This is a genomic window from Arthrobacter bambusae, from assembly GCF_022606295.1.
Classification (GTDB): domain Bacteria; phylum Actinomycetota; class Actinomycetes; order Actinomycetales; family Micrococcaceae; genus Arthrobacter; species Arthrobacter bambusae_A.
Genome location: NZ_JAHHZS010000027.1, coordinates 14870 through 37637 on the forward strand (window position 1 = coordinate 14870; position 22768 = coordinate 37637).

General features: G+C 64.4%; 24 protein-coding genes. 16 read left to right on the top strand and 8 right to left on the bottom strand.

Going from position 1 to position 22768, the window contains the following annotated elements; translation table 11 throughout:
• The first annotated feature begins 6 nt into the window (after positions 1-6).
• The 9 genes from KNN17_RS16750 (at position 7) to KNN17_RS22570 (ending at position 6880) form a co-directional block, all read left to right on the top strand.
• Positions 7-1191 (top strand): Gfo/Idh/MocA family protein, encoded by a 1185-nt coding sequence (locus KNN17_RS16750; RefSeq protein ID WP_241710092.1) that lies wholly within the window; start codon positions 7-9, stop codon positions 1189-1191.
• Positions 1192-1238: 47 nt separating this feature from the next.
• Positions 1239-2237 (top strand): sugar phosphate isomerase/epimerase family protein, encoded by a 999-nt coding sequence (locus KNN17_RS16755; RefSeq protein WP_241710093.1) that lies wholly within the window; start codon positions 1239-1241, stop codon positions 2235-2237.
• A gap of 3 nt (positions 2238-2240) precedes the next feature.
• Complete coding sequence (locus KNN17_RS16760) at positions 2241-3119, top strand: 3-keto-disaccharide hydrolase (protein ID WP_241710094.1); 879 nt, start codon at positions 2241-2243, stop codon at positions 3117-3119.
• A complete protein-coding gene (locus KNN17_RS16765) occupies positions 3116-4000 on the top strand; it encodes a TolB family protein (protein ID WP_241710095.1) in 885 nt (294 codons plus the stop codon). Before KNN17_RS16760 ends, KNN17_RS16765 begins: the two co-directional genes overlap by 4 nt.
• A complete protein-coding gene (locus tag KNN17_RS16770) occupies positions 3997-4305 on the top strand; it encodes a Dabb family protein (RefSeq protein ID WP_241710096.1) in 309 nt (102 codons plus the stop codon). Before KNN17_RS16765 ends, KNN17_RS16770 begins: the two co-directional genes overlap by 4 nt.
• 4 nt (positions 4306-4309) lie before the next feature.
• On the top strand, positions 4310-4783 hold the full coding sequence (locus KNN17_RS16775; RefSeq protein ID WP_241710097.1) for a heme-binding protein: 474 nt from the start codon (positions 4310-4312) through the stop codon (positions 4781-4783).
• Between the two features lie 116 nt (positions 4784-4899).
• The gene (locus KNN17_RS16780; RefSeq protein ID WP_241710098.1) at positions 4900-5439 is read left to right on the top strand and encodes a GNAT family N-acetyltransferase; all 540 of its coding nucleotides are present in this window, start codon (positions 4900-4902) and stop codon (positions 5437-5439) included.
• Between the two features lie 56 nt (positions 5440-5495).
• Positions 5496-6194 (top strand): DsbA family oxidoreductase, encoded by a 699-nt coding sequence (locus KNN17_RS16785; RefSeq protein WP_241710099.1) that lies wholly within the window; start codon positions 5496-5498, stop codon positions 6192-6194.
• 404 nt (positions 6195-6598) lie between these two features.
• Positions 6599-6880 (top strand): phosphotransferase family protein, encoded by a 282-nt coding sequence (locus tag KNN17_RS22570; RefSeq protein WP_308196833.1) that lies wholly within the window; start codon positions 6599-6601, stop codon positions 6878-6880.
• 170 nt (positions 6881-7050) lie between these two features.
• Here the strand turns inward: KNN17_RS22570 and KNN17_RS16795 are convergent, their stop codons facing one another.
• Positions 7051-7293, bottom strand: a complete 243-nt coding sequence (locus KNN17_RS16795) for a hypothetical protein (RefSeq protein WP_139359607.1) — start codon at positions 7291-7293, stop codon at positions 7051-7053.
• A 339-nt stretch (positions 7294-7632) separates the two neighbouring features.
• Positions 7633-8175, bottom strand: a complete 543-nt coding sequence (locus KNN17_RS16800) for a hypothetical protein (protein ID WP_241710100.1) — start codon at positions 8173-8175, stop codon at positions 7633-7635.
• A gap of 916 nt (positions 8176-9091) precedes the next feature.
• Between KNN17_RS16800 and KNN17_RS16805 the strand changes: the two genes are divergently transcribed.
• The gene (locus KNN17_RS16805; RefSeq protein WP_241710101.1) at positions 9092-9733 is read left to right on the top strand and encodes a TetR/AcrR family transcriptional regulator; all 642 of its coding nucleotides are present in this window, start codon (positions 9092-9094) and stop codon (positions 9731-9733) included.
• A gap of 31 nt (positions 9734-9764) precedes the next feature.
• Here the strand turns inward: KNN17_RS16805 and KNN17_RS16810 are convergent, their stop codons facing one another.
• Together KNN17_RS16810 and KNN17_RS16815 are read right to left on the bottom strand one after the other, a co-directional pair.
• A complete protein-coding gene (locus KNN17_RS16810) occupies positions 9765-10499 on the bottom strand; it encodes a LytR C-terminal domain-containing protein (RefSeq protein WP_241710102.1) in 735 nt (244 codons plus the stop codon).
• Positions 10492-10791 (bottom strand): type II toxin-antitoxin system VapB family antitoxin, encoded by a 300-nt coding sequence (locus KNN17_RS16815; protein WP_059388531.1) that lies wholly within the window; start codon positions 10789-10791, stop codon positions 10492-10494. Before KNN17_RS16815 ends, KNN17_RS16810 begins: the two co-directional genes overlap by 8 nt.
• Before the next feature lie 169 nt (positions 10792-10960).
• Here KNN17_RS16815 and KNN17_RS16820 point away from each other — a divergent pair, with 169 nt between their 5' ends.
• Positions 10961-11869, top strand: coding sequence for a hypothetical protein (locus KNN17_RS16820; protein WP_241710103.1), 909 nt, complete (start codon positions 10961-10963; stop codon positions 11867-11869).
• 52 nt (positions 11870-11921) lie between these two features.
• Positions 11922-13505, top strand: coding sequence for a stealth family protein (locus tag KNN17_RS16825; protein WP_171983441.1), 1584 nt, complete (start codon positions 11922-11924; stop codon positions 13503-13505).
• Positions 13506-13509: 4 nt separating this feature from the next.
• Here the strand turns inward: KNN17_RS16825 and KNN17_RS16830 are convergent, their stop codons facing one another.
• Positions 13510-14451 carry a phosphodiesterase gene (locus tag KNN17_RS16830; protein WP_241710104.1) on the bottom strand — a complete coding sequence of 314 codons (942 nt, stop codon included), beginning with the start codon at positions 14449-14451 and terminating at the stop codon, positions 13510-13512.
• A 344-nt stretch (positions 14452-14795) separates the two neighbouring features.
• Here KNN17_RS16830 and KNN17_RS16835 point away from each other — a divergent pair, with 344 nt between their 5' ends.
• Genes KNN17_RS16835 through KNN17_RS16845 form a run of 3 tightly spaced genes read left to right on the top strand, consistent with a single transcriptional unit; the run spans position 14796 to position 18646 of the window.
• A complete protein-coding gene (locus KNN17_RS16835) occupies positions 14796-16268 on the top strand; it encodes an APC family permease (RefSeq protein ID WP_241710105.1) in 1473 nt (490 codons plus the stop codon).
• 22 nt (positions 16269-16290) lie between these two features.
• Complete coding sequence (locus tag KNN17_RS16840; RefSeq protein ID WP_078106736.1) at positions 16291-16929, top strand: TetR/AcrR family transcriptional regulator; 639 nt, start codon at positions 16291-16293, stop codon at positions 16927-16929.
• A 49-nt stretch (positions 16930-16978) separates the two neighbouring features.
• On the top strand, positions 16979-18646 hold the full coding sequence (locus tag KNN17_RS16845) for an amidohydrolase (RefSeq protein ID WP_241710106.1): 1668 nt from the start codon (positions 16979-16981) through the stop codon (positions 18644-18646).
• Here the strand turns inward: KNN17_RS16845 and KNN17_RS16850 are convergent.
• From KNN17_RS16850 to KNN17_RS16860, 3 genes are all read right to left on the bottom strand, one after another.
• Positions 18643-19128: a glutathione peroxidase gene (locus tag KNN17_RS16850; RefSeq protein WP_241710107.1), complete on the bottom strand. Its 486-nt coding sequence runs from the start codon at positions 19126-19128 to the stop codon at positions 18643-18645. The two genes, KNN17_RS16845 and KNN17_RS16850, sit on opposite strands and share 4 nt — an antisense overlap.
• 95 nt (positions 19129-19223) lie before the next feature.
• Positions 19224-20582, bottom strand: a complete 1359-nt coding sequence (locus KNN17_RS16855; RefSeq protein ID WP_241710108.1) for a peptidoglycan DD-metalloendopeptidase family protein — start codon at positions 20580-20582, stop codon at positions 19224-19226.
• 132 nt (positions 20583-20714) lie between these two features.
• A complete protein-coding gene (locus KNN17_RS16860) occupies positions 20715-21095 on the bottom strand; it encodes a MarR family winged helix-turn-helix transcriptional regulator (RefSeq protein ID WP_078106739.1) in 381 nt (126 codons plus the stop codon).
• A 97-nt stretch (positions 21096-21192) separates the two neighbouring features.
• Between KNN17_RS16860 and KNN17_RS16865 the strand changes: the two genes are divergently transcribed.
• Entirely contained in the window at positions 21193-22653 is a 1461-nt protein-coding gene (locus KNN17_RS16865) for an MFS transporter (protein ID WP_241710109.1), read from the top strand.
• Positions 22654-22768: the final 115 nt, after the last annotated feature.

Genomic DNA, 22768 nt, shown 5'->3' on the forward strand with positions numbered 1-22768 from the left:
TCACTCATGACTAGCTCCGCCCCTACCCCCACCAATCCTCACGACGGCGAACCGGGCAAGACACCCCTGGGTGTCGCCGCGATCGGCTACGCGTTCATGGGCAAAGCCCATTCCAACGCGTGGCGGAACGTGGCCAGTTTCTTCGACGTTCCGGCCTTCGAGCAGAAAGTGCTCGTTGGCCGGGACGCGGAACAGGTTGCCGAGGCCGCGGCGAAGTACGGGTGGAGCGAGTCCGCCACGGACTGGCGCCAGGTCCTGGAGCGAGATGACATCCACATCGTGGACATCTGCGCTCCGGGCTGGATGCACGCCGAAATCGCCACCGCGGCGCTGGAGGCGGGCAAGCACGTGCTCGTGGAGAAGCCCCTCGCGAACACCCTCGCCGAGGCCGAAGCCATGACGGAAGCCGCGCGTGCCGCCCGGGCGCGCGGTATCCAGTCCATGATCGGCTTCAACTACCGCCGCGTCCCGGCCCTGGCCCTCGCGAAGGAGCTCATTGCCGAGGGCCGGCTGGGCACGGTCCGGCACGTCCGCGCCGCCTACCTGCAGGACTGGCTCGTGGACGCCGACTCCCCCATGACCTGGCGCCTCAACAAGGAAACCGCGGGATCCGGGGCACTCGGCGACATCGCCTCCCACGCGATCGACCAGGTCCTCTTCCTCCTCGGAGACACCGTCACCGAAGTCTCCGGCCGGCTCCACACCTTCGTGGACAGCCGCCCCGGGGCGAACGGTCCGGAACAAGTAACGGTCGACGACGCCGCCTGGGCCACGCTGACCCTCGCCTCCGGGGCAGTCGCCTCGGTGGAAGTTTCCCGCATGGCCACGGGCAAGAAGAACTCGCTCACGATGGAAATCTACGGCGACAAGGGCTCGCTCCTGTTCGACCTGGAATCCATCAACGAGCTCGGCTTCCTCGACGCCACGGTGCCTGTCCGGGAGCAGGGCTTCCGCCGGATCCTGGTCAACGAGCCTGAACACCCCTACATGGCCGCCTGGTGGCCCCAGGGCCACGTGATCGGCTGGGAGCACACCTTCACCCACGAGATCCGTGACTTCCTCGCGGCCATCGACGCCGGGACCCCGCCCTCGCCCTCGTTCGAAGACGGACTCGCCGTCCAACAGGTCCTGGCCGCCATCGAAGAATCAGCCGACGCCAAGTCCGCCATCATCCAGGTCTCCGGCCACTAGAACGCCGGCCGTCCAGCTTCCCCCGTAAATCTTTGCAAGGAGAACCCATGCCCCGCCCGTATACCCTGTTCACCGGCCAGTGGGCCGACCTGCCCTTCGAGGACGTCGCCAAGCTCGCCTCCGGCTGGGGCTACGACGGCCTGGAAATCGCCGTCTCGGGCGACCATCTGGACGCCTGGCGCTGGGACGAACCCGGCTACGTCGAGTCCAAGCTCGCCGTGCTGGACAAATACAACCTCAAGGTCTGGGCCATCTCCAACCACCTCAAGGGCCAGGCCGTCTGCGATGACCCGATCGACTTCCGCCACCAAGGGATCGTCGGGGCCAAGGTCTGGGGCGACGGGGACCCCGAAGGCGTCCGCCAACGGGCCGCCGAGGAAATGAAACACACCGCCCGCCTCGCCCAAGCCCTCGGCGTGGACACCGTTGTCGGCTTCACCGGCTCCTCGATCTGGCAATACGTCGCCATGTTCCCGCCCGTTCCCGAGAAGGTCATCGAGGCCGGCTACCAGGACTTCGCGGACCGCTGGAACCCCATCCTGGACGTCTTCGACGACTGCGGGGTCCGCTTCGCCCACGAAGTCCACCCCTCCGAGATCGCCTACGACTACTGGACCACCGTCCGGACCCTCGAAGCGATCGGGCACCGGGAAGCGTTCGGCCTGAACTGGGACCCCTCCCACTTCATGTGGCAAGGCATCGACCCCGTCTCCTTCATCTGGGACTTCAAAGACCGGATCTACCACGTGGACTGCAAAGACACCAAGCTGCGCCCCACCGGCCGCAACACCGTCATGGGCTCCCACCTGCCCTGGGGCGACCCCCGCCGCGGCTGGGACTTCGTCTCCGCCGGACGCGGCGACGTCCCCTGGGAATCCTCCTTCCGGGCCCTCACCGCCATCGGCTACAACGGACCGATCTCCGTGGAATGGGAAGACGCCGGCATGGACCGCCTCCACGGCGCCCCAGAAGCCCTCGCCGCCCTCAAGAAGTTCGACTTCCCGCCCTCCCAAACCAGCTTCGACGCCGCCTTCAACCAGGACTAGGTGGTGTCCGAGGTGGGTAACGACGGGTTCGTCCCGCTGTTCGACGGCGTCAGCCTGGCCGGGTGGCACGCGGCGCCTCGCATTTATGGCTCGGTGTATCCCGGCGGCCCGAGCGTCCTGGAGCACTTCGACAGCCTCGGACTCCAGCGCCCCGTAGAGCCGGAGAAGCATCCTGCCCGCTGGAAGGTTGAAGACGGCGTCTTGATCGGCGAGCAGGACGCTCCGGGGAGCGGCTACGGCGGCTACCTTGTCAGCGACCAGGCGTTCGGGGACTTCGAATTGAAGCTTGAGATGCGCCCCGGTTGGCCTGCGGACACCGGTGTGATGATCCGGCGTCAACGGGACAGCTGGGAAGGGTTCCAAGTCCTCGTGGACCACCGCCCCTCCGGTGGCATCGGCGGCTTCTTCGGCAACGGACTGGCGAGCTTCTCGGCCGTTCCGTTCGCGATCGACGTCGCCCGGGACGACGCCGGCCGCCCCACCGGCCTTGTCGCAGACAACCCGGCCACCTCAGTGGAACCCGTCACGGAAGTGAAGCGTGCCCGGCTCAGCTACGCAGCCGACGTCGGCGATTTCCTCGACGTGTGGCGCTGGGACGAGTGGAACGAGCTGCGGATCCGCTGCCTCGGCAGCATGCCTGTCATCACCACGTGGATCAACGGCCTCAAGATCGCGGAACTTGATACCGCCACCCTGCAATCCCCCAACTACGACGCCAATGCGGTCTTTGAGGTGCTTGGCGACAGCGGACACATCGCGCTCGAGGTCCACGACAACGACGCCGTGTTCGGCGAAGCCCGCTGGGGTGTCGGAGCACAATGCAGGTGGCGGAACATCCGGATCAAGGAACTCCCGGGCGGCTCCGTCGAGGCCCCCAAGTGATACGGACCCTCCAACCTGGCCAGCGCTGCGAAGTATGGATCGCCTCCGCCACAGGTGCTTCCGAACGCGTTTATGTCACGGAAGAACTGCTGCTCGAAGCACCGAACTGGACGCTCGATGGCGGCGCCCTCATCCTCAACGGTCACGGCGCCCTCTGGCGGCTGGATCTTTCGGGAGGACTCGAAAAGGTAGCCATCACCGGAATCCCGGACCTCAATAACGACCACGTCCTCGCACCCGACGGCTCCACCATCTACCTCTCGGCGAATGATGGCCACATCTACCGCGCAGACCTCGACGGCGGAGAGGCGGACCGCCTCACGGCCGACGACGGGTGGTTCCATTTCCTCCACGGCGTCAGCCCCGACGGACAGACGCTCGCCTACGTGGGGATAGAAGCCGGGGACTTCACCCAGCCTGGCCGGCTCATCACGATGCCTGCGGCCGGCGGCCCATCCGCGCTCGTGGACACCGGCCCTGGCCACTGCGACGGTCCCGAGTACTCGCACGACGGCGAATGGCTGTACTTCAATACCGAAGCCTTCACGGACCGGCCGGGCCAGGCCCAACTCGCCCGGGTGCGGACGAGCGGCGGCAAGCCTGAGCACCTGCTGGAGAGCGACACCGTCGACTGGTTCCCGCACCTCTCGCCCGACGGGCGGCTGGCCAGCTACATCCGCTTCCCCGGCGGCACGGAAGGCCACCCCGCGGACTTGCCGGTCGACGTCGTCGTTGTTTCCACGAGCGACTGGGCGACGCCGCTCCACACCTGGCCGCTCTTCGGCGGGCAGGGAACCCTCAACGTCAACAGCTGGTCGCCCGACTCGGAGCGGTTCGCTTATGTTGCCTATCCCGTCAGCACTTCGATTGGAACGCCATGATCCGCCACACGGTCGTTTTCTCCCTCATCCACGAGCCCGGTTCCTCCGGGGAACGGGAGTTCCTGGACGCAGCAGTCGCCACTCTGACTGCCATACCGGTAGTGCAGGACTTCCGCGTATCCCGCCAGATTTCACAGAAGAGCCCGCTTGGCCTTCAGTTTGAAATGACGTTCGACGGCGCGGAGGCCTTCAGCTCCTACAATGACCATCCTGCCCACGTCGGATTCGTGGAGTCCCGCTGGGCGAAGGAAGTGTCCGACTTTCAGGAGTTCGATTTCGAACCCTACGGCACGGAAGAACGGTAGCGCCATGGCCGGCATCAGCGCTCTTGAAGCATGGGAAGCTCTCAAACGCCAGGAAGAGGAACTGATTTTCGCCTCTTTCGATCACGGTGACGCCTGGAGGCTCGGTTCGCGGCTCACGGGCATGGCCCAGGCGGCAGGCCATGCCATCGGCATCGACATCCGGCGCCCCGGGCTCATCCTTTTCCGCGCGGCGCTGCCGGGCATCACACCGGACCAGGAATCGTGGATCGCACGGAAATCCGCACTCGTGTTGCGGATGGAATCCAGCAGCGCACTTGTAGAAGCCCGATTGTCCTCCGCCGGTATCGATCCTGTGGCCAGTGGGTGGCTGGGCGCCGACTACGCCGTGACAGGGGGCTCGTTTCCCGTGCGGGTCCGCGGCGTTGGCGTGGTCGCGGCCGTCACTGCGTCAGGCCTTTCTTCGCAGGAGGATCACGACCTCATTGTCGAAGGGATCCGCCAGCACCTCGCCGCCTAGGCGGGAACCCTTCGCCCAGCTCTCGGGCGGACCACCGCCGTCGTAATTCGTCCGGAAATGCCCCTTAAGATCAGTCTTGAGGGGCATTTCTGAGCCCGTTTGCCTGAGAGGACCACATGAGCCAGACAATCCGTGAAGCAACAGCGGACGACGCCGGACCGCTGGCGGAGCTTGCCGCCGTCACCTTTCCGCTCGCCTGCCCGCCGAACTCCTCGCCCGAAGACATCGCGGCGCACCTGCGCAGGACGCTCAGCGCGGAGAAGTTCACGGAATACCTTGCCGATCCGGACATCACCATCCTGGCCATCGACGCCGCCGGTGAACTCCGCGGCTACAGCATGCTCGTGGCCCGACCCACGAACGATTCCGACGTCGCTTCGGCCCTGACGCTCAACCCTTCCACGGAACTGAGCAAGTGCTATGTGCATCCGGAACACCACGGACTGGGCGCTGCCGCGGAGCTCATGAAGGCCACCTTGGACCGCGCTGCCGGCTCGGGGGCTGCCGGTGTGTGGCTTGGCGTCAACAGCCAGAACGCCAAAGCCATCCGCTTCTATGAGAAGAGCGGATTCAGGAAGGTCGGGACCAAGTCGTTCCGCTTGGGCGATTCCGTGGAGCACGATTTCGTGATGGAGCGGGCCGTCGCCGGGCTGTGACCAGTCCAACAGGCCAGGCCGGGAATGAGCGGCGTCCACTTCCGGTTGTCGCCATCATGAAGATTGAGATCTGGTCAGACGTCGCTTGCCCGTGGTGCTACATCGGAAAGCGCCGGTTCGAAACGGCTTTGGCTGAATTCCCGCACCGCGACTCGGTCGAGATCCAGTGGCGCAGCTACCAGTTGGATCCGAGCATCCCGGAACACTACGACGGCACCGAGCTGGATTACCTGAGCAAGCGCAAGGGCATGGACCCCGCGCAGGTCAGCCAGATGTTCGAGCACGTCGCGTTGCAGGCAAAAGGCGAGGGCCTCAACTACCGCTTCGACGACGTCGTGGTGGCCAATAGCTTCACGGCACACCGCCTGATCCATCTCGCAGCCGCCCACGGCAAGCAGGACGAAGCCAAGGAACTGCTCTTGAGCGGCCATTTCGAACACGGCAAGGACATTGGCAGCCAGGAATACCTGAGCAGCCTCGGTGGCGACCTGGGCCTGCCGGAAGCCGAAATCGCCGAGTTGTTCAGCACCGACAAGTACGCGGAGGACGTCCGCGGCGACATCGCCGAAGCACGGATGATCGGCGTCACCGGCGTGCCGTTCTTCGTCATCGACCGCAAGTACGGACTCTCCGGAGCCCAGCCCTCGGAGGTCTTCACCCAGGCCCTCACACAGGCGTGGCAGGAAGCGAATCCGCTGGTCGCCGTCGGCAGCCCCGATGCCGAGGCCTGCGGCCCGGACGGCTGCGCGATCTAGGAGATTAGCGGCAGCCGCGACACCCCAGGCGGGCAAGATATCGTGAGTGCCTCGATCGCTCTTCTCCGCAAAGCGGCGTCGCAAGTCTCCATCAGGACCATCCCCGGGACGCTCATCTCAATGGCATAATCCGATCGGGCGGCGTCCGGTAAAGGATCGGTTTACGGACGGAGCTAGCATCGAGTAATGGATGCCGAGCAGATACTCGAAGGTGGCAATGTCAGCGATGGCGTCGTACGCATTGGATCGACAGTACGCAAGCCGTGGATGGACTCGACGCCGAGCGTCTTCGAGTTCATGACAGCTGTCAGGAAAGCTGGCGTCGACGTGCCAGCGGTCCTAGGCCAGGATGAGCAAGGCCGTCAGAGCCACTCACGCATTCGGAACTTCATCGTGTCGGAGCGATGGTGCGCGCGATCCACGACGCGAGCGAGTCATTCGTTCCACCGCGTGACGCGCGGTGGAACGTGGCGATCTCATCGCCTGGCGAAGAGTTGATCTGCCATAACGACCTGGCGCCGTGGAATCTCATCATCGGTGATCGTTGGACGTTTATCGATTGGGACGCTGCCGCACCGAGCACACGACTGTGGGATCTGGCCTACGCCGCCCAGGCATTCACGCTCTCGGACACGAACCAGGCGCCGGAGGAAGCCGCGCAGAATTTGACGGCCTTCACCTCCTAAAGTCTTCCCATGACTTGGGGCATGAACCGTGGGGTTCAATGTATCTCGAAGGCCATGGTGACCACTGGCGGGCCGCAACCGAATACGCGGAGCGTCATCAGGATCTTTGGTCGAAAGCGCTTCTCACATCCCCACGCTGAGGGATCCTTTACCGGACGGCATGTCGACTCTCAGGAGCAGGTCTTGAGTAAACCTGTCGCACCGGGACGAGCCCGGAAGGTGACGATGTGGCCGTTGTCATCCCGAAAAACAGCCTGTGAACCGGACACGGTCACGGTGCCTGCCTGATAGGGGTTCCCCCATCCCGGAGGGGGATTGCCCTGACCATCATCCAATGGTGTTTCGGCAATGAAGAACGTGTCATCGACGCGCAATTCTTCGATTCCGCAGTGCGTGTAAAGCATGATTGGCATGCCTGAAGCAATGGGGGTCGGTGCTTCCGCGGAGGCTTCTGTAATCGGCGTTGCAGGCCCTGCGCACGCACACAGGACGGCGAATAGCGCGATGGCCAATGATGAGATCCTAATTTTTCCGGCCATACGACCCACCCCAGTCCCCGATCAGGCTCACAGAATATGCCTTGGGAAAGTTGGCCACAATGTTAGAGCTAGCCAGGTTGGTCGTACGTGTCCGTTTTCCTCAACCTTAGAGGTGGAACGCCCAAAGATCTGGCCTTCAGCAGCGGCTACATGTGAATCGCAGCAGCGGCGTCATCGCGCCGCCGAGGGGCTTCGAAGTCCGGTCGTCGCCTTTTATCCAGTAGTGATTCGGACTCCGGCGACGGCGCCTGTCCAAGGACCGTTCGGGTCGTGCCGTATCAGTGAAGCCACGACATATCCCGCTGGCAACTCGACAATCTTCGACAAGACGCCGGAGCAATCAAGATCGAGCGACTTCAGCTGCTCAGACCCTCCGGCGGTGATGAACATCTGGGCGTTCGGGATGCCCACGCAAGCCGCCGTGACGGTATACCGGCCTGCGGTCGCCACTTTTACGGTTTTGCTGAAACCAACCCCTGGTCCGTCGGCAGGGCCGGAGTCCTCAAGGAGCACGGAACCTTCAGCCGCTCCAAGGCGCTTGTCCAATTCGCCGTAATTGCGCTTTTCGGCATCCAGTATCTCCGGGCCCTTCGTGGGGACGACAGGCGCTGGGCGACTGCTGTGCTCGGCGGCTGTCTGCACCGGATCGCCGGCATCCTCGTACGTGCACGCTGCCAGGCCCCCGGACAGCAGCAGGCCCAGCACCGCCGCCGTAGCAGCACTGCGAATTGGTCTCATTCCCCCACGACCTGACATGGGCCGAGTCTATGGTGCGTTCGCCCAAAGGCAAGTCGCAACCGGTCCTTAAGCGTTGTGGGTTCGCGCTGTCCGTATGCTGTCCCCGGTCCGGGTACATGTACGGTCAAGGATCCCTCAGCGTTCACCTTGCGGAATCCAAGTGGCTCTATCGGCCATTCGGCCCCTGGCGACCAGACTGGATTCTGTCTCATCGCCCGTCGTCGCGTACGTTATTCCGTTTCACTCGCCGATTATGAATTAGCCGAATCAGTCCCACAGGCGCAGCTCCCATAATTAAGAACACGGGAAACTCAATGGTGGACCTCTCGCCTTGGCTCTGGGAGAGCAGGAGTGAGCCGGCGGCGATTAGGGCAATGCCACTAAGGAACAGCCATTTACTCGTTCTATCAGTCCGCATTGGACTGTTGTCGAAATATGGGATTCGTTGTGTGGGATGACTTGCTACCTGTAGAAAGCTGATGCAGTCATGAGGGCACTAGACAGCATGAGGACGGCAACAGCAGCGGTGGTCATCTTAGCTCCGGACTATTCTGGCAGCGGCTTATTAGTTCTTCCGTCGACCGAAGCCCCATCCAGGTGCCAACGGCCCTCCGTCTGCAAATAAGTTCCTCAGCGCATGCAGGAACCAACGCCACGAACTGCCTTCTGAGGTCGCCTTGCTCATAGGGACAGCGTACACATCGGCGCATTTTGTGGGGAGCTAGGGCAGGCGCGGTGTCCCCGTGAAGGATCGATCACCGTACCCTTGGTGCCCGCTAGCCGAACGGCGGGATTCGCTCCGCACCAACTAATTTGACACAAAACATCAACTACTGACGGAGAGAGTCACATCCCGGTGGAACCATCAGCCGTACCGGGAAACCACGGTCTCCGCGGGCCCAACTTTGCTGACAGATCCCTGTAAAGTGTCTGTATGCCTAGGATTACGGCCGCCACCAATGCCGCGCAACGCGCTGAAACCCGACGCCGGGTCCTGACGGCTTTCGGAGAACTGCTCTTCACCCACGGACTGCCCGGGTTGACCATGACCGACGTCGCGCGTCACGCCGGCGTCGGCCGGACCGCGGTGTACAACTACTACGCCGACATGGAACAGCTCCTCATCGCGTACGCCCTGGACGAGACAGAGCGGTTCCTGGGCGACCTGCGCGAATCCCTCGCGGCACTTCAGAACCCGGTGGACCGCCTTGCCCTTTACGTGCGCGCCCAGGTGGAAGACCTCAGCCGACGGCACCTCCCGCCGGGTCCTGCGATGGCGGCAGTCCTCTCCCCCGCTTCCTTCGCGAAACTGGCAGACCACGTGGGCGAACTCAACCTGCTGCTCCAGGACATCCTGCGCGACGGTATCGCCGCCGGCTACCTCCCGCCCGCCGACGTCGGCCAGCTCGCCCGGCTCATCCACGGAACCCTGTCCTCCAGCGCAGCACGCGGCAATGCGGCGAACGGGGCGGAGCTGGACGAGCTTGAGGAGCGGCTGGTCCAGACGGTGCGGTTCATCCAGTTGGGCGCAGGAGCAAGGTTCGACGACGACGGCCGGCCCGCGCGACTGGCGTAACTCGCCCGCGGGGCTGGCTGCGTCCGCCGGGCTAAGGCGTCGGAATCACCGGCAGCTTCGCGTTGTCCGCGATCCGCTGCTCGAGGCGGGGACAACTGAGCTTCCCCGGAGTGTTGTCCACGAGCTCCGGTGGGACGAGTGCCGAGAATCCTGGTGCGAGGATGAGGTCCACGGAACCATCCGTGCGTTGGTCCTGGACGTAATCGGTGCCGGCGACATTCTTCTGGATGTTGAACGCTGCCGCTTGGCCGCTGGATCCCGAAACCACCACTGCGGGGCCGGTGTAGCTCGTAGTGGAGTTGTCGACCGTGCCGACGTTGTATCCCCGGGCCTTCAACTGGTCCGCCACGTTCTTGGCCAGGCCGGGCCTGCCAGCAGCGTTATAGACATTGATGCTGATCTTGTTGTTGGGCGTGTAGTCGAAAACCGTGGCGGGACACACGGCGGCCGGCGCCTGGCTTGCAACGGCGGAGGGGAAACGGATCACGCCGTTCATGACTGCCCATGCCCCCACGAGCCCGGCAACAACCACTCCGACAAGCAGCGCGAGAACGATCCCGTGCAGGAGGCGGCGGCTGAACCACCCCGGATGGCTCTCAGGCCCGGGAGCCTCAGCAAAAGTTGCCCGGAGATCCGGACCGGTGACAACGCGATGCCCGTGCAGGGTCGTCGGATCTTTCTGCCTACCGGGACGTTTCGGGCGCTTCCCCGGATCCGCGTTCTCGGGCACGGCCACCTGCTCTTCCGGGATTGTTTCGTTAACCATCTATCACGAGCACCCGGGCGTGGATGGCCGTGCGCTGGTGGAGCGCGGTCCGTACTGCGCGGTGGAGCCCGTCTTCGAGGTACAGCAGGCCTTGGTACTGCACCACGTGGGGGAAGAGATCGCCGAAGAACGTCGAATCCTCGGCCAGCAGGGCTTCAAGGTCAAGGGTGCGCTTGGTGGTGACAAGTTCATCGAGCCGGACCGGACGCGGGGGCAGCGAGGCCCAGTCCTTTGGCGTGGAAAAACCATGGTCGGGGTACGGGCGTCCCTCGCCCACAGCTTTGAATATCACTGTGCAAGCCTAAAGAAGTAAGGCGCCCAAGGGAACTTGTGAGAAGTCGGCCACGAAGGTTGTGGCCAAAAGGTAACCGTTGGCGGACCGCGTGCGCCGAACGGTGGCGTCTGCCGCCGTCGGCCGTCACACCACTGCCGCCATCCCGCCGGACTGACAGAATGGGATCATGACTGCTTCAATGCCAGGCACGCACCCGGCCGCTCCTGCCCTCGCACTGCTCCTCGACGTCGACGGTCCCGTCGCAAGTCCCGTGACGCGCGATGTGAAGCCGGCGATCATCGCGGACCTTGTGGGCTTGGCATCCGCAGGCATCCCCGTCATTTTCAACACAGGCCGCTCGGACGCTTTCATCCGCGAGCAGGTCATGGCGCCCATGATCGCCGCCGGAATGCCCGCCGGAACCGTGGTCCACGCGATCTGCGAGAAGGGCGCCGTGTGGTTCAGCTACACCTCGGGAGGTCCCGGGCCCATCCATATGGACCATGAGCTTGCCGTTCCGAAGGCCTACGGCGACGACGTCCGCCGCATGGTGGCAGAGGATTATGCGACGCACATGTTCTTCGATGAGACAAAGCGCGCCATGGTGTCGGTGGAGCAGCATCTGGACGTCTCAAGTGACGACTACCTTGCCGAGCAGAAGCTCTTCGACGCCGACGCCCTGGAACTCATGGGCAAGCACGGGCTCTCTGCCGCGATCCTGGATCACCACGCACCAGAGTCCGACGACGCCGCGGACTACCGCCTGGACCCCACCATCATCTCTACGGACATCGAGTCCGTCCGGCTCGGCAAGGATCTCGGCGCCAGCCGCGCGGTGGAGCTCCTCGCCGCCCAAGGGATCACCCCGCAGGCCTGGCGGACAGTGGGCGATTCGCGCACTGACTACGCCATGGCGGATTGGCTCCACCACAATGACCACAGCGTGAAGCACGTCGACGTCCGGCCCGCGGACGGCGTGCCCAACAAGCCCTACGATGTTCTTACAGCCACAGACCTCGGCCTGGGCGACGACGTCATTCACGACGACGCCGGAGGCGCGTTCCTGCACAGTTGGCGTGAAGCCTTGGTGGGCTAGGTTCACCAAGCCCGCGCCAACCACAATCTTTCGGAGAAAAGCCATCACAGACATGGACCAGCAAGCAATCTACTTTGGTAGCCCCGCCTCCGACGACGATGCGGTCGTTCCCGAACCGACGTCGCCCGCCGTCGAGGCGCGCCTCAAGCACCGCGCCGACGTCGTCCGCCATCGCGGCCGATACAGCTTGCTGAACCAGAACCGCACCCCGCAGGAGGTGATGGTCGAAGATCTACTCGTGATCCGTGCCGCACTCGACGCGGCCGGCCTGGACTTCATCCTGGTCCGCGGCAACGACCACCGGCCCGTGATCGCCGTCGACTGGAAGCTCCGGAAGAAACTGCGCCAGGCTCTGGTCTCGGCTTTCCGGAACGAGCCGTTCTACTCCATGACCGTCGACGCGCGGAAGAAATCCACGCTGCTGGTGGCCGACGGCGAGTTGTCCAGCAACCGGAAGGCCCGGATTTTCCGGCTCTTCCGTCCACGCGTGGAACCCGGGGGCGGGCTGACGTACGGTCCCTCGTTGGGCGTGCAGCTTGAATTGTGGGAGTTCGACGGCGAACAACTCGTGTTGCCGGTGGAGAACTCCCTGACCCGGCGAACCATGCTGCGCCAGGACGCTGTCCGGGGCACGGTGGAACGCCACGGGCTGAGCTGGCCGACCATCGAGAACATGTTCGCGGACCACGCGAGCGACATCGACTTCGACGTCGACATCGTCTTTTCATGGGTGGACGGAAACGACCCCGCGTATATCGCGGCACGCCGCGAGCAGATGAAAGACGCAGTTGTGGGCGAGGGAGACGCTCACGAAGCCCGTTTCCGGCAGATCAACGAGCTCAAATATGCCTTGCGCTCGGTGTACATGTATGCGCCCTGGATTCGCCGGATCTATATCGCGACGGACTCCCCCGCGCCGGAGTGGCTGGCCGAGCACCCGAGCGTCAGGATCATGCGCAGCGAGGAGTTCTTCAAGGACCCCACCGTGCTGCCCACCCACAATTCCCAGGCCGTGGAATCCCAGCTGCACCACATTGAGGGCCTCTCCGAGCACTTCCTGTACTCCAATGACGACATGTTCTTCGGCCGGCCTGTTGCACCGGACATGTTCTTCACTCCCGGCGGAATCACCAAGTTCATCGAAGCTTCCACCCGGATCGGGCTGGGAGAGAACGACGCCGAACGCAGCGGCTTCGAGAACGCTGCCCGCGTCAACAGGAAGCTCCTCTGGGAGCGGTTCGGGCGCATCACCACGCGCCATCTGGAGCACACCGCCGCGCCCCTTCGGCGTAGCGTCATCGCAGAGATGGAGCGCGAGTTTCCGGCCGAGTTCGCCAAGACGGCGGCCAGCAGGTTCCGTGCGGCGGACAACATTTCCGTGACCAACTCGTTCTACCACTACTATTCGCTGCTCACGGGCCGGGCGGTGACGCAGACGGCCGCCAAGGTCAGGTACGTGGATACCACCCTGTGGTCCGGGCTGCACTACCTGCCCACGTTGCTCGCCAAACGCAACGTGGACTTCTTCTGCCTCAACGATGGCAGCTTCCCCGAAGTGGCTGCCGACGAAAGGGCCGGACTCGTCACGGACTTCATGGAGAAGTACTTCCCGGTCAAAGCCCCATGGGAGAAGTAGTCCGCTAGCGGCGGGTCATCTCCGGACGCTTCGCGTCGGCCATGGAACCGCGTTCATGCGTGGCTCGCTGGGGAATCCGGATGCCTGCTTGGGCGAGCCGCCGCCGCGTAGCTTCCGGGCTGACGTACTCACCAACGGTCGGCGATTTGCCCAATGGCACCACCGAATGCACGATCGTCTGCTCGTAAACGTGGACCAGGTTGAATGCCTGGGCACCGTCGCGGCCGCGGGTGCCGCCCTGCGGAACGTTGAGGTCCTGCGTGTAGCAGCTCGCGGAAGCCACCGACACCGGGACGCCTGCGAACATCGCGGTGGTGGAGTAGTGCAGGTGGCCGCCCAGGATGGAGCGGATATCCGAATTGCGTACGACGTCGGCCAGCGCCGCTTGGCCGCGCAGCTCCACCAGGATGGATAGGTCGAGGACGCTCGGGACCGGAGGGTGGTGGAGGGCAAGGATCGTGCCGTCCGGAGCCGGCGTCGCGAGCTCCGATTCCAACCAGTCGAGCTGGCTCTGGCTTAGCTCACCGTGATGGAAGCCGGGCACGGAGGTATCCAGCGTGATGATCCGCAGCCCGTTGACGAAGTAGCTGTGATCCACCGGGGCGTCATTGTCGCTCTGGTCGAAGAGGCCGGCACGGAAATTCGCCCGGTCGTCGTGGTTTCCCATCGCCCAGATCACCCGCGCGCCCATCTCTCGACAGGCAGGCTCGACGATCGACCGGAGTTTGGCGTAGGCACCCGGTTCACCCTGATCGGCGAGGTCACCGGTGAAGATCACGGCATCGGGGCGGACCTTTGACGCGTGCACTTCCGAGAAGAGCTGCCTCAGATGGGCTTCACTGTCGACCGCGCCGTAAAGGGGTTCCGACCCTCCCAACAGATGGGAGTCGCTAAGGTGCAGAAGTACGTGTCCTGGCCGCGGGTGCTCGGCCTCGATGAGCTCCATTACTACCTTCGGGTCGGTAGGAGGCGGCGCCTCCGGTTTCAGTCCCAATAGACACAATCCAACCAGACAAAAGGCTAACGCAGGGTAACTTACCGCCGGAATGTTGGAAAATTACTCGCGTGCCCCCGCGATCCCCGCTCACCTATAAGCCCACTTTCCCCAACCCCCGCTCACTTATAAGCCCATCTCGCCCGACGCTCGCTCACCAGGGTGAGCGAGCGTCGGCCGAAAAGGCGGCAAAAGTGAGCGAGCGTCGGGCGAAAAGACGACATACGTGAGCGGGCGTCGGGGCTGCAGAACAGACCCTCTTGACGCAAACCTATGCCGCACCCCACAATAAGTGAATGGCTTTCACTAAAGAATCGGCGGCAATGGCGCCGCCCGCGACCGTCAGCGTTGACGGCGGATTGAAGAAGAACGCAATAGGCACTCGCGACATTGTGTTCATGTTGGTGTCGGCGGCCGCTCCGCTGACCATCGTCGTCGGGATCGCCCCGCTCGCCCTCGCCGTGGGCGGCGTCGGGGCTCCCTCCATTTACCTCGCTGCGGCCATCGGCCTGGGCCTGTTCGCCATAGGTTTCATGGCGCTTACCCGCCACGTCCGGTCCTACAGCGGCTTCTACGGCTACATCTCGAAAACGCTCGGCCGCGTGGTCGGCCTCGGCTCCGGCCTCACTGCCTGGATGAGCTACAACGGCCTGCAAATCGGCCTCTATGGACTGCTGGGCATCCAAGCCAACCTCGCAGTGAAGTCCTTCACCGGTGTGGAACTTCCCTGGTGGCTCTACGCGATCGTGTCGATCGGGGCCGTCTGGTACCTGGGCTGGCGCGGAATCGACGTCGGCGCCAAGGTCCTCGCCGTCTTGCTCACCCTCGAAACCCTGATCGTCGCCATCGTCGCCGCGTTCGTCCTGGCCCACGGCGGCGCACACGGCATCAGCTTCGAATCATTCAGCCCGCAGGCCGTCTTCTCCCCGCAGTTCGCCGCAGTCCTCGGGCTTGGTTTCTCCGCCTTCATGGGATTTGAATCCGGAGCCCTCTACCGCGAAGAAGCCAGGAACCCCGACCGGACCGTCCCCCGCGCCACCTACATCTCCATCGCCTTCATCGGCGCGTTCTACGCCTTCGCCGTCTGGATCATCGTCCAGGCCTTCGGGGCGGACGCCGTCCAAGCCTTCGCCGCGGGCCACCTCGACGCCGGGGACACCGCCTACATCGCGGCAGGCAACTTCGCGGGCGGCTGGTGCGTGAACCTTATGAGCGTCCTGATCGTCACCAGCATCTTCGCCGCCCAGCTCTCCTTCCACAACACCATCAACCGCTACACCCTGTCGCTCAGCCGCGAGGGCATCTTCCCGAAACGCTCCGGCCGCATCAGCCCGCGATACCGCACCCCTTCCGTGGCCGGGTTCGACCAGACCCTCCTCGCCCTCGCCCTCGTGATCGGCGCAGCGCTGTTCCACCTGGACCCGTTCACCCAGTTCCTGATCTGGACGAACACCCCGGGCGTGATCGGCATCCTCCTCCTGCAGGCCCTCACGGGTGTCGGCGTCGTGTTCTTCTTCACCCGGCTCAAGGACCATGGCCTTCGCTGGTATGTCGTCCCTTCGGCCGTGGCCGCGACCATCATCATGTGCGCCGTGACCTGCCTGATGGCCAACAACACCCAACTTCTCACCGGCCTCCCGGCCGGTGACCCCGTCAACACCACGCTCCTCGTCGTCGCGCCGCTCGTGTTTGCAGCCGGAACGGTGCTGGCCCTCGTGCTGCGCAAGGCCAACCCAGCCGCCTACCAGCGGATCGGCCACTCCGAGTGATCACGGAGCCTAGTCTTGAGGGATGCAGACTCCCAGCAAAACCAGCCAGCTAGGACGCCCGCGGACACCGAGGCTCTCGCGGAAGGCGATCGGCCGCGCGGCGCTCGAGATGTTCGAGGAGGAGGAGAGCCTCTCCATCCCGCGGCTCGCGGAGCGCCTGGGCGTCAGGCAGTCATCCTTCTACAAGCACGTCACCGGCCGGCAGGAGATCATCGAACTGGCCCGTGGCGCGCTCGTGGAGAGAGCTCCGATGCCCGAGTTGCCGTCCGGCAGCCTTGACGATGTCATCCGCGAGATCTTCGACTCCCTTCGCAAGGCATACGGCCTGGTGCCGGCGCTCCTTCCCCTGCTTCTCACGCAGCCGGTGTCACACCCGGCAGCCTTGGAGCGCTACGACCGGTTTGTCGAGGCGTTTGAGATCGCGGGGGCGCCGCGGCACCTCATCATTCCCGCCCTGGAAGCCCTCGACAGCGCAGCGATCGGCGCGAGCCTCGATGCGATGACGATGGAATCCGCGTGGAGCATCAACGAAGAGGAAGAAGGAACATATCCACATCTGTTCGCGGCAAAGAAAGCCGTGGCAGAGCACCCTGTAGACCGCTTCGCTTTCCTGGCCGATGTCCTCTCGGCAGGATTGAGGGCGGCCATCGACGACGACTGATCCTCACCGGGCCGGCGTCGGAAACCCGAACACCACAAGGAGTTACATCTTGACCACGCCCGAGCCCATCGATCTCGTCATCCTCTCGTCCAGCATCCTCCACGGTGAGGCGCTCACAGAGACCTCCGGTTTCGTCGCCATCTCAAATGGCCGCATAGCGCACGTCGGCCGCGCCGAGGCTGCCGCCGCATGGACCCCAAGAGCCAAACAAGTGATCGACGTCGGCGGCGCAACAGTCTGCCCCGGTCTCATTGACGCCCACATCCACCCCATCCACGGGGCGGACATCGCCCGTGGCCTTGACCTGGCCAGAATCACCGGGCTCGACGATGTCCGCGCGACGCTTGCGCACTACGCCGCTTCCACGCCACACGCCGTCGGCTCCGATTGGTTGTTCGCCTGGGGCCTCGACCCTGCCATCTTCGGGGACGCGGTCTTCGACAACTCCCTCTTCGACGGCATCCTCGATGACGAACTCGTCTTCATCACCCTGTTCGACGGCCACGCCTCACTCGTCTCCGACGCCGCCCTCAAGCTCGCCGGGGTCACCGGAACGGAAGAGCTTCCCAGCACCGGCTATGTCGGCGTCGACCAGGACGGCAAGCCCAACGGCATGCTCTACGAAATGACCGCCCAGGACCTCGTGCGCGGAATCCTCCCCCAGCCCTCCTTCGATCAGCGGGTCGACGAACTCGGGGAACTCCTGCGGTCCATGGCCGAAGCCGGGCTGGTAGCCGGCCAGATGCTGGACTTCGGGGCCCCGGACACCCTGGAAGTGCTGGAAGCCCTCGAACGCAGAGGCGAGCTCGCCATCCGGCTGCGCATCTCCCCGTGGGTCATGCCCGGCGCCACCGAGGAGGACTTGAAGGCCATGCTCGCGATGCAGGGCAGGCACGGAAGACGCTGGCATGTTCACGGCATCAAGCTCATGATGGACGGAACCATCGACAACGGCACGGCCTGGCTCTTTGAACCGGATACCCACGGAGAATCACTCCATCCGCTCTGGCACGATCCTGAAGCCCTCGCCGCAGCCATGAAGTTCTTCCACGAACACCGGATCCCCACCACCACGCACGCCATCGGCGACCAGGCCGTTTCCTTCGTCGCGCGGACCATCGGAGCCCTCCCCAAGAACGGCACCGTCCACCGGATCGAGCACATCGAATCCATCCCGGATTCGGTCCTGGCGGAAATCATCAGCGCGGGTGCCGCAACGAGCCTGCAGCCGACGCATTGCGCCCTCTACAGCCGCGCCGACCACACCGACAACTGGTCCCGCAGGCTTGGCAGCGAACGGGCCAATCACGCCTGGCGGACCCGCGATCTCCGCGACGCCGGAGCCATCGTAGCGCTCGGTTCGGACTGGCCCATCGCCCCTTTCGACCCGCGGGCGATCATCGCCTCAGCCCAGACGCGCCGCCCGGCCGGCCGGCCCGACGTCGAACCCGTCCAACCCCGGCAGGCGCTGTCCGCGCGGGCCGCGCTCGAAGGTTACACGAGCCAATACTGGAAGTCCGTCGGCGAGGAAGGCGGCATTGTGGAAACGGGGTCCCGCGCAGATCTGACGGTGGTCCGGCACAATCCCCTGACCACGGCACCGGACGAATTTGCGCAGACGCCGGTGATCCTGACGGTCGTCGACGGTGAAATCGTTGTTGATAACCGCGAGGCGCTCAACGCGGGAGCCAGCCTGGGCTCCCTCCGGAGAGCTTAGGCCAAGGCATCTTCGAGCGCGTCGATGAGCTCCCCGGAATCGGGCTCGACGGCGGACGGGAAGCGTGCGAGCACCTCGCCTTCGCGGCTCACGAGGAACTTTTCGAAGTTCCACTTCACCTTCTGCGGTTTGGAGCCGTCAGCAGTCCGGGTCAGCTCGGCATACAGGGGGTGCTGGTGCTTGCCGCGGACCTTGGACTTGCTCGCGAGCGGGAACGAGACTCCGAAATTGCGCTGGCAGAAGTCCGCGATCTCTGCGTCGGAACCCCGCTCCTGTGCCCCGAACTGGTTACACGGCACGCCCAGGATCTCGAATCCGCGGTCGCGGTATTTTTCGTAGAGCACCTCAAGTCCCGAGTACTGGTGCGTGAAACCGCACTTCGAAGCCACATTGACTACCAGTACGGCTTTGCCCTCGAAACGCCCAAAATCGCCCTCGGAGCCGTCGTTGAACGTCAGGGGAATGCTGTAGAGCAGGGACATTGAATCGCTTCCTTACGACGTGGAACCTCGGCAACTGCCGCATTCGAGTCTACGCGCGGCAGTGGTGTGGGGCGGGACCAAAGGAATGGGACGACTCAGGGCTTGGGAACCGCCGTTTTGGTTGTTGGCGTGGCCGACGGCGCGGGTGAGGTGGGTGCCGACGGCGCGGGTGAGGTGGGTGCCGGCGTCGCGGGAACGGTTGGCACCGAAGCAGGGAGGCTCGACGTCGGCGCCGCCGTGGGCGGTGCGGTCACCGTAGGCGGAACTGTCGCCGTCGGCGGCGGCGTCCCGGTAGGAGTCTGCGTCCTGATAGGGGCCGGCGACGGGCTCGGCGTCCCGGAGGGGCTCGGTGTCGGCGTCGGCGATTTAGTCGGCGTCCCGGTGGGGCTCGGTGTCGGCGTCGGCGACTTAGTCGGCGTCCCGGTGGGAGTCGGCGTCGGCGTCGGCGACTTAGTCGGCGTCCCGGTGGGTGACGCCGTCGACGTCGGGCTTTGCGTGGCCGTGGCAGCAGGGCTCGGCGCAACCTTCGCCTCCTGCACCCCGCCCGTCACCGCCGGTCCGGCGGCCACGGCCCCCGGGTCGGTCGGCACGGCACCGGGAATGGACCAGACGGAGCCCGCCGAGGTCGCGGTGGCGGAACCTGGCTGATAGCTGACCATCGCGATATCGCCGAGGGGATCCACCTGCTTGGTGGGCAGGAACGTCCAGTTCATCGGGTTGGTGTAGACGCCGTTGAGAATGGTCTCGAAATGCAGGTGGCAACCAGTCGAGGAACCCGTGGTTCCCACCCTGGCGATGACCTCGCCTACCCGGACCGATTGCCCCTTGGTCACTGCGATTCCCTGCAGGTGGTTGTACGTGGTGACCAAGCCGTTGCCGTGGTCAATTTCCACGCGATTGCCGCCGCCCCACGGATGCCATCCCACGGCCCGGACCACGCCGGAGTCGGCCGCGTAGACGAGCGTGCCGCAAGCCGCGGCAAAATCCTGGCCCCAGTGGAACTCTCCCGGCAATCCGGTAATGGGATCGATCCGCAATCCGAAAGGAGAACTCGGAACCAGCACCTCGAGCGGCGCATAGAGTTTCCCGGCAGGGGGCCGGTCGAGGGAGCTCGACGCGACATTGAGGGTGCCTATGCCGTTCTTGTCGAGGGTTTGGACCGGGGAACGTTCAAAGGACACCGTGGCTTTGTCGGCCGCGACGACCGGGGCCGATGCCGGGCTTTGAGGCGCGGTCTCCTGCGCGCTGGCAGTGGCGCCATCCGTGGGTAGCATGCCGGGTTCCACCTGGCCCATGGCCAACGATGCATGGCTTCCAGGTCCGCCCAAACCGGGCCCTTGGAAGCCGAAAGCGAGGATCACCAGGACAGCGAGGAGGCAAGCCGAAAGGACCCGGCCAAATTTTCTTGTGAGCACCAGGTCGATGACCTGGCCAGACTCATGATGCTTTCCCACAGCGGCTCCTGAGACAGGCGCTCATCCCCAAGTACGGGCGCGCTTGTCCCATTGTGGCCGCTATGAAATCGAATGGGAACACTCGACTTCATACTCGGCCGGTCCGCGGAACACTCGCCGGGCCGTAGCGGGCTACTCGCCGAGGTTCTCTTTCAGCAACGCGCGGTGCTCGACGGCGGCATCCGAATGGAGCGCGCGGCCGGCCTCGGTCAGCTCGAGGTACAGCGAGCGGCGGTCATCAGCGCAGGTTACGCGGGAGACGAGTCCGGCTTTCTCCAGGCGGTCGACAACCTTGGAAACGGCGCTCTGGGTCATGGGGGTCCGCTCCCCGAGCGCCTTCATGCGGCAGGCAGAGTCAACGCTTTCGGCAACGAGATCGAGGATTTCGAATTCGTTCAGGCCGATGTCGAACTTGGCTTCGAGGGCACGGTCGATGGCGGCCGCGGTGCGGAAGTACGAGTTCTGGATGCTGCGCCATTGCTCAACCAGCTGGCGATCCTGCGTTGTTGCCATGGCCCGATTCTAGTAGCAACCCTAGATAAAGTCCATGTCATAAGATTCCAAGTCATATTCCTTGTCATTGAATGACGTGTCATATAGATTGATTTTCATGACTTCACCAAGCACCCTCACGAGATCTGCCGAGCAGCTCCATACAGCCGTCCGCTGGACCCGGGCCCAGTGGCTGCTGCTTATGGTGGTGTGCACAGTTCTGGCGCTCGACGGCCTGGACGTTTCCATGGTGGGCGTGGCCCTTCCCTCCATCGGGCATGAACTCCACCTCGGAACCGATTCCCTCCAGTGGATCGTTTCCGCCTACGTCCTGGGCTACGGGAGCCTCTTGCTCCTTGGCGGGCGGCTCGCCGACCTGCTGGGCCGGCGTCGGATCTTCCTGATCGCCTTGACCGTGTTCGCCGCAGCATCGCTCCTCGGCGGCCTCGTGAACGATCCCACCCTGTTGATCGCCACACGCTTCATCAAGGGCCTGGCCGCGGCATTCACTGCCCCTACCGGGTTCTCCATCATCACCACCAATTTCGCTGAAGGCCGCGAGCGCAACAAGGCACTGTCCATCTTCACCACTTTCGGCGCGAGCGGCTTTTCACTCGGGTTGGTGGTGGGCGGGCTCATGACCAGCCTGAGCTGGCGCTGGACCTTCCTGGTCTCGGTGCCGATCGCCGTGGCCGTCGTGCTTCTCGGCATGCTGTTCATCCCCCGGGACAAGCCGTCCACGGAGGAGAGCGGCCACGACGTCTGGGGCGCAGTCACCCTCGCGCTCGGCATGCTTGGCCTGGTGTACACCTTGGTTTCAGCTCCGCAGAAGGGGTGGGGATCTGTGGCAACAATCGCCGGATTCGCCATCTCTGCTGCTGTGCTGGCAACTTTCGCCGTCATCGAAAACCGCGTCAAGCACCCGCTCATCCGCTTCGGCATCCTTCGTGAAGGCTGGGTGGCCCGCGCCAACCTGAGCGCCATTGGATTGTTCGGCTCATACCTGAGCTTCCAGTTCATCCTCACGATGTACTTGCAGTCCGTGCTCGGCTGGTCTCCCCTGGGCATGGCGCTTGCCTTGCTTCCCACGGGGCTCCTGGTGGCAACGAGCGCCCCCTTCGCGGACAGGTTCATCGAGAAGTTCGGAGCTCCGAAGCTCATCCTCACCGGCCTGACCTCGCTGGGACTGGGCTATGTCCTGTTCCTCCGCGTCGGAACCTCACCGAACTACGTCCTGGATATCCTTCCCTCGGTCATCCTCCTGGGCATCGGTTTCGCCTTGGCCTTCCCCTCCATCAATGTCCAAGCCACCGCCGGTATCCGAGATTCAGAGCAGGGGCTGGCTGCCGGACTCATCCAGACCAGCACGCAGGTTGGTGCGGCCTTGGTCCTTGCCGTGACCACTGCGATCGTGAGCGGGCACGACGCAGGCACCAGCAGCACGCTCAGCGCCGCGGCCATGCTCGATCAGTACCGGCCCGGCCTGGTCCTGAGCGCTGCCGTGGCAATCGCGGCACTGCTGGTGGCAGCGTCCCCGGCGCGCCGCCGTCGGGGACTTGCCGAACAGCCCGCAGCCTAAGCGGATCCGCGTTAGAGGTGCCGGCCCGCTGGTTCCACAGCGGGCCGGCACCTCTGCATTAACCGGTTACCGCTGTTTCACAGCCGCCCGGCGCTTGCGCCAACGGAATGCTGCG